Origin of the sequence: Cellulophaga sp., assembly GCF_039943695.1 — a bacterium.
Lineage (GTDB): Bacteria > Bacteroidota > Bacteroidia > Flavobacteriales > Flavobacteriaceae > Cellulophaga.
The window spans coordinates 1-5047 of record NZ_JBDVAA010000045.1 but is presented as its reverse complement, the minus strand read 5'-3'; the positions used below and the strand labels follow the sequence as shown (position 1 = coordinate 5047).

General features: G+C 31.5%; 6 protein-coding genes. 5 read left to right on the top strand and 1 reads right to left on the bottom strand.

The annotated features are described in order from the left end of the window. Nucleotides 1-139: 139 nt before the first annotated feature. Nucleotides 140-1177, top strand: a complete 1038-nt coding sequence (locus ABJD66_RS03580; RefSeq protein WP_348128323.1) for a quinone-dependent dihydroorotate dehydrogenase — start codon at nt 140-142, stop codon at nt 1175-1177. Here the strand turns inward: ABJD66_RS03580 and ABJD66_RS03575 are convergent. After that, on the bottom strand, nt 1174-1584 hold the full coding sequence (locus ABJD66_RS03575; protein WP_348128320.1) for a Dabb family protein: 411 nt from the start codon (nt 1582-1584) through the stop codon (nt 1174-1176). The genes ABJD66_RS03580 and ABJD66_RS03575 overlap by 4 nt on opposite strands. 84 nt (nt 1585-1668) lie before the next feature. On the opposite strand from ABJD66_RS03575, the gene ABJD66_RS03570 reads away from it, so the two are divergent. The 4 genes from ABJD66_RS03570 to ABJD66_RS03555 all read left to right on the top strand — a co-directional run. Then, nucleotides 1669-2295, top strand: coding sequence for a LysE family translocator (locus ABJD66_RS03570; protein WP_348128317.1), 627 nt, complete (start codon nt 1669-1671; stop codon nt 2293-2295). A 31-nt stretch (nt 2296-2326) separates the two neighbouring features. Next, entirely contained in the window at nt 2327-3193 is an 867-nt protein-coding gene (locus ABJD66_RS03565; protein ID WP_100895521.1) for a hydroxymethylglutaryl-CoA lyase, read from the top strand. A gap of 136 nt (nt 3194-3329) precedes the next feature. Continuing rightward, on the top strand, nt 3330-4541 hold the full coding sequence (locus tag ABJD66_RS03560) for a DUF4856 domain-containing protein (protein WP_348128313.1): 1212 nt from the start codon (nt 3330-3332) through the stop codon (nt 4539-4541). A 111-nt stretch (nt 4542-4652) separates the two neighbouring features. After that, a partial coding sequence (locus tag ABJD66_RS03555; protein ID WP_348128310.1) for an imelysin family protein occupies nt 4653-5047 on the top strand: 395 nt, incomplete at its 3' end.

Below are 5047 nucleotides of genomic sequence, written 5' to 3'. Positions count from 1 at the left end.
GTACTCTTTATTTCGATTTTTAAAGATAATAAAGGCAGTGTATTTAGTTATAAAAATTGTAAAAACTGTTAATAAAAACCAATTGTAAAATAGTTCTACATCTTGGTAGTTTGTATTTTTGCCAAAATTTTAAAATTCTATGTACAAAGCTATTGTTAGGCCGTTGTTTTTTTTGATGGATCCAGAAAAGGTGCATCATTTATCATTTTCATTAATCAAGTTTTTTTCTAAAATAGGTTTTGGAGGTTTATTTAGAGCAATGTACGTAGTTGAAGACAAGCGTTTAGAAAAAGAGGTCTTTGGTATTAAATTTAAAAATCCTGTTGGTTTAGCTGCTGGTTTTGATAAAGATGCCAAATTGTATAAAGAGCTATCTAATTTTGGTTTTGGCTTTATAGAAATAGGAACTTTAACTCCTAAACCACAGTCTGGAAATCCTAAAAAACGCTTGTTTAGGTTAAAAGCAGACAAAGCTATTGTAAACCGTATGGGATTTAATAATGGTGGGGTTTTAGAGGCTGTAGAGCGCTTAAAAGAACAGCATAATGTATTAATTGGTGGTAATATTGGTAAAAACAAAATTACTCCTAATGATGGTGCAGTAGAGGATTATTTAATTTGTTTTGAAGCGCTGTATCCGCACGTAGATTATTTTGTTGTAAACGTAAGTTCTCCTAATACACCAGGATTAAGAGAGTTGCAAGATAAAGAGCCTTTAACAAATTTATTAAATGCATTAGTTACAGAGAATAAAAAGTATGTAACACAAAAAGGAGTAAAGGCTAAGCCTATTTTGCTTAAAATTGCTCCAGACTTAACAGATGAGCAATTGTTAGATATTATAGATATTGTAGCAATTACTAAAATTAATGGAGTTATAGCAACAAACACAACCATAGAGCGTAACAACTTAAAATCGCCAGAAAGTATTACTAAAGAAAATGGAGGTTTAAGTGGTAAGCCGTTAACTAGTAGAAGTACAGAGGTTATTAAGTTTTTAGCAGATAAAAGCAACAAAGCCTTTCCTATTATTGGAGTAGGAGGTATACACTCTGAGAAAGATGCTTTAGAAAAATTAGATGCAGGAGCAGACTTAATACAAATATGGACAGGTTTTATTTATGAAGGTCCAGGTCTTGTAAAAAGAATAAATAAAGCAATTTTAGCTAAAAGTTAGTTGGTCCAATAGTCTAACACAAAAACATCGTCTAAAATAGGAGTAAGTAGGGTTACAAAAGCCTTATGGTCTGGGTGAGGTAAGTAAATAGCGCGGTCTTCTTCGCTTTTAAAAGTAACAAAAAAGCAGTGTGTAAATCCTTTGCTTAAGCCTTCAGGACTATTATTTAGTCCCCATTCATAATCTTTTATTTCTGATATTTTAGATGGTAGCGCACTAAAAGCTTCTTCAACAGCAGTAATTTGTTGCTTTGTGGCATCAGCTTTAAATTTAAAAATTACCACGTGTCTTAATACGCTATCTTTAGGTGTAGTCATCATTTTGTTTATGCTTTTATTGTTAGTACTAGTGCTTGCATAGTTGGTGATACTTAGACTAAAGAAAAGTAGTAGAATTATATTTTTCATTGTTTAGTATTTTCTATAAAGATAAATATATAGAATGTATACTATTATAAAATTTGTACTTTTCATTTTTAAATAACTAAGATTTTGAATTACGATATACTTATTGCCTTTATGTCTGCCACCGCAGTGTTAGCTTTTTTTCCTGGGCCAGATAATATATACGTGTTAACACAGAGTTTGGTAAACGGTAAAAAATCTGGTTTAGCAACTGTTGCTGGCCTAATTTCTGGATGTTTAGTACATACAACCTTGTTAGCTTTTGGTGTATCTGCAATAATTAAAGACAATGATAATCTATTTTTAGTAATTAAAATATTTGGCGCATGTTACCTGTTTTATATTGCTTATAAAGTTTTTAAAAGTGATGCTCATCTTATTTTAGGAACCGGTAATGCACCCAAAAAAAGTGCATTCTCTTTGTTTAAGCAAGGTTTTGTAATGAATGTGCTAAACCCTAAAGTTGCATTGTTCTTTTTGGCTTTTTTTCCTGGCTTTTTGTTTAGTGATACTTTAAGTTCAGTAATTCAATTTTATATTTTAGGATTGATTTTTATGCTGGTCTCTTTTTTGATTTTTGCATTAATAGCTGTTTTAGCTGGTTCAATTTCTAGTTATATAGCTAAGAATGATAAAGTTGGATTGTTTTTTAAATGGATACAAATTGTAGTTTTTATAGGCTTAGGAATTTATATTCTTTTATCGGATAAATAATAGTAATTTTGAAGAAGTCAACAATTAATTTATGTCTGCTACAGTTAAAATAACAGAATGCCCAAGAGATGCAATGCAAGGAATAAAAGATTTTATTCCAACAGAGTTAAAGGTAAAATACATACAGTCTTTGCTAGACTGTGGTTTTGATACTATAGACTTTGGTAGTTTTGTGTCTCCAAAAGCAATTCCGCAAATGGCAGACACCGCAGAGGTTTTAGCAAGCTTGGATTTATCTAGAACTCAGAGTAAACTATTGTCTATAGTAGCCAACGTGCGTGGAGCACAAGATGCTACTAAACATAAAGAAATAAACTATTTAGGTTATCCTTTTTCTATTTCAGAAAACTTTCAGATGCGTAATACGCATAAAACAATTGCACAATCTGTAGAAACACTAAAAGAGATTTTAGACATTGCTAATACTGCAAATAAAGAGGTTGTTACTTATATTTCTATGGGCTTTGGTAACCCTTATGGTGATCCTTGGAATGTAGAAATTGTTGGCGAATGGACAGAAAAATTAGCCAATATGGGAGTTAATATCATCTCATTATCAGATACAGTTGGTTCTTCTACTCCGGACGTCATAGATTATTTATTCTCTAATTTAATACCTAAATATCCAGACATTAAATTTGGTGCTCATTTGCATACTACACCAACCAAATGGAAAGAAAAAGTAGCAGCAGCTTATAATGCTGGCTGCGTTAGATTTGATGGTGCAGTACAAGGTTTTGGTGGTTGCCCTATGGCAAAAGACGATTTAACTGGTAATATGCCTACCGAAAAAATGCTATCTTATTTTACGGCAGAAAAAGTAAATACCAATGTTAATTGGATGGTCTTTGAGGCTGCATATAATAAGGCAACAGAGCTGTTTTCTAAGTTTCATTAATTTTCTTTTTTTATTGGTTTTATCTCTATTAATTTTCTAGCGAAAAACACTTTGTTTTTATTTATTCTAAATAAACATTGTTTTGTAATGATCTATTAAAGATATTTGCAAAAAAAAATAATTAAACACTTTTAGTATGAGGTTAAATAAAGTTTTCGTTGGTTTATTTGTAGCAAGTGCAATTTTTACTTCTTGTTCTTCAGATGATAATGGAGATGATACATCAGGAGGAAAAAATGTAGTAGCTCCTGCTACTTATGTTTTTGAAAATAATGGAGAGAGTTCTGTAGATTTTGGTGGTCAAACTACTAGAATTAAAATGGGACAAGAGTTTATCTCTGCTCTTAAAGACAATAGTAAAACAGAAGCAGAATTAGATGCAATGTTTGCTCATCAAGAGGGAGCTGCAGATTTTTCTGATGAAGATTTAAATAGCTCAGGAAAAAGTATTCGTAGTAAAGTAGCTGCATCTGCAGACTATTTTTCAGCTAACACAACAGCTTCTATGGCTATAAAAGAGCAATTAGATTTATGGATTAGTGAGCAAGTTACAGATGTCTTTCCTAATTGGGATGTTGATGCTGTTGCAGGTAGTGCAGGTAAAATACAACAAGCAGGTGGTGGTTCTACAAGATATGTTAACGGTAAAGGTTTAGAGTATAACCAAGCAATTGCAAAATCTATTATTGGTGGTTTAATGGTAGACCAAATGCTAAATAATTACTTAAGTACTGCTGTTTTAGACGAAGCAACAAATATTGAAGATAATGATGCAGGTACATTGGTAGATGGTAAAAACTACACTAATATGGAGCATAAGTGGGATGAAGCTTATGGATATTTATATGGTAATGAAGATACTCCTGCAACACCAGAATTAGGAAAGGATAGTTTTTTAAATGAATATTTAGGGAAAGTTGAAGAAGATGCAGATTTTGCAGGAATAGCTAATGATGTTTACGAAGCTCTTAAATTAGGTAGGGCTGCAATTGTGGCTAAAAATTACGTTGTTAGAGATGAGCAGGTAGAAATTATTAGAGAAAAAATATCTAAAGTAATTGCAGTACGTGCTGTACATTACCTACAGTCAGGAAAAAATAATTTAACGAGTGATAAAGCTTCTGCTTTTCACGGTTTATCTGAAGCTTTTGGATTTATTAATAGCTTACGTTTTACAAGAGATAACCTAACAGGTTCTCCTGTTTTGTCTTCTACAAAAATTGATGGGTTTATGGATACGTTAATGGCTGATAATGGCTTTTGGGATGTTACACCAGCTACATTGGATATGATTTCTGATGAGATTTCTGCTGCATATGGTTTTACAAAAGAACAAGCCGCAAATTAGAAGTATATATAGCTAAATAGCTGATTTTAAAAAAGTAGTCATATAATAGTTATTTTATGACTACTTTTTTTTATTTTTGCCTTTTATTTAGAATAAATAAAATTAAGGAGAATGAAGAGAGTAGGTTTTATTTTATTGATAGCATTAGTGTTTAATGCTTGTAGTAGTTCATCAGATGATGGATCTGATTTGCCAACAGGAGGAAAAGATGATTTTAATAGAGGCGAGTTATTAGTTAATGTTGCAGATAATATTATTATTCCTGCTTATGAAGATTTATCTACTAAACTTAATGATTTAGAAGATGAAAAAGATAATTTTATAGCTACGCCTTCAGAAGCTAACTTAGTTACTTTAAGAGAAAAATGGTTGTCTGCATACAAGGTTTGGCAATCTGTAGAATTATTTAATATAGGTAAAGCCGAAGAAATTAACTACGGTTTTCAAATGAACATATACCCAACTACGGTAGAGGATATAGAAAGTAATGTTAATTCTGGAACTTA

Excerpts from the sequence above, each read along its gene's own strand:
- ABJD66_RS03580 (WP_348128323.1), top strand. The coding sequence starts at position 140 with ATGTACAAAGCTATTGTTAGGCCGTTGTTTTTTTTGATGGATCCAGAA.
- ABJD66_RS03560 (WP_348128313.1), top strand. The coding sequence starts at position 3,330 with ATGAGGTTAAATAAAGTTTTCGTTGGTTTATTTGTAGCAAGTGCAATT.
- ABJD66_RS03565 (WP_100895521.1), top strand. The coding sequence starts at position 2,327 with ATGTCTGCTACAGTTAAAATAACAGAATGCCCAAGAGATGCAATGCAA.
- ABJD66_RS03575 (WP_348128320.1), bottom strand. The coding sequence starts at position 1,584 with ATGAAAAATATAATTCTACTACTTTTCTTTAGTCTAAGTATCACCAAC.